The sequence below is a fragment of the Streptomyces sp. NPDC058157 genome, assembly GCF_042884105.1.
In the GTDB taxonomy this organism is placed as follows: Bacteria; Actinomycetota; Actinomycetes; order Streptomycetales; family Streptomycetaceae; genus Streptomyces.
Window position 1 is genome coordinate 4291 of record NZ_JBHVUQ010000335.1, and the last position, 367, is coordinate 4657.

The following is a 367-nucleotide window of genomic DNA, read 5'->3' on the forward strand; positions in this document are numbered from 1 at the left end:
CTGCTGCGGCGGCCCCGCCGTCATCGGCCCGCTCACCCGCCTCGTCCCGCTCGGCTCGGCCCTGCTGCTCCCCGTGGCCTGCTGCGCCTTCGCCGCCCTGGCCGCACCCGCCCTGCGCCGCGCGCCTGCCGCGCCGGTGGCCGGTGGCGGGCCGATAGTGGAGACGTGAACGACGACGGGAAGCGGGACGCGCGAGCGGCGGCGGAGCCGGCGGAGGGGACCGACTGGTCCGGGAGCGAGGGCGCGCGGGCCTTCGCCGCCGTGGAGGCGGCCACGGACGGGCTGCTCGGCTACCCCTTCGTCTTCCGGGCCCTGTCCCGCCGACGCGTCGGAGGCGGCGCCGGACTCGTCGTCTGCGGCTGCGGGG

The 367-nt window shown here is 79.8% G+C and carries 1 protein-coding gene; it reads left to right on the forward strand.

Annotated features, from left to right (window positions below):
• Window positions 1-165 precede the first annotated feature (165 nt).
• A partial coding sequence (locus ACFVXK_RS37190; protein ID WP_389621375.1) for a hypothetical protein occupies window positions 166-367 on the forward strand: 202 nt, incomplete at its 3' end.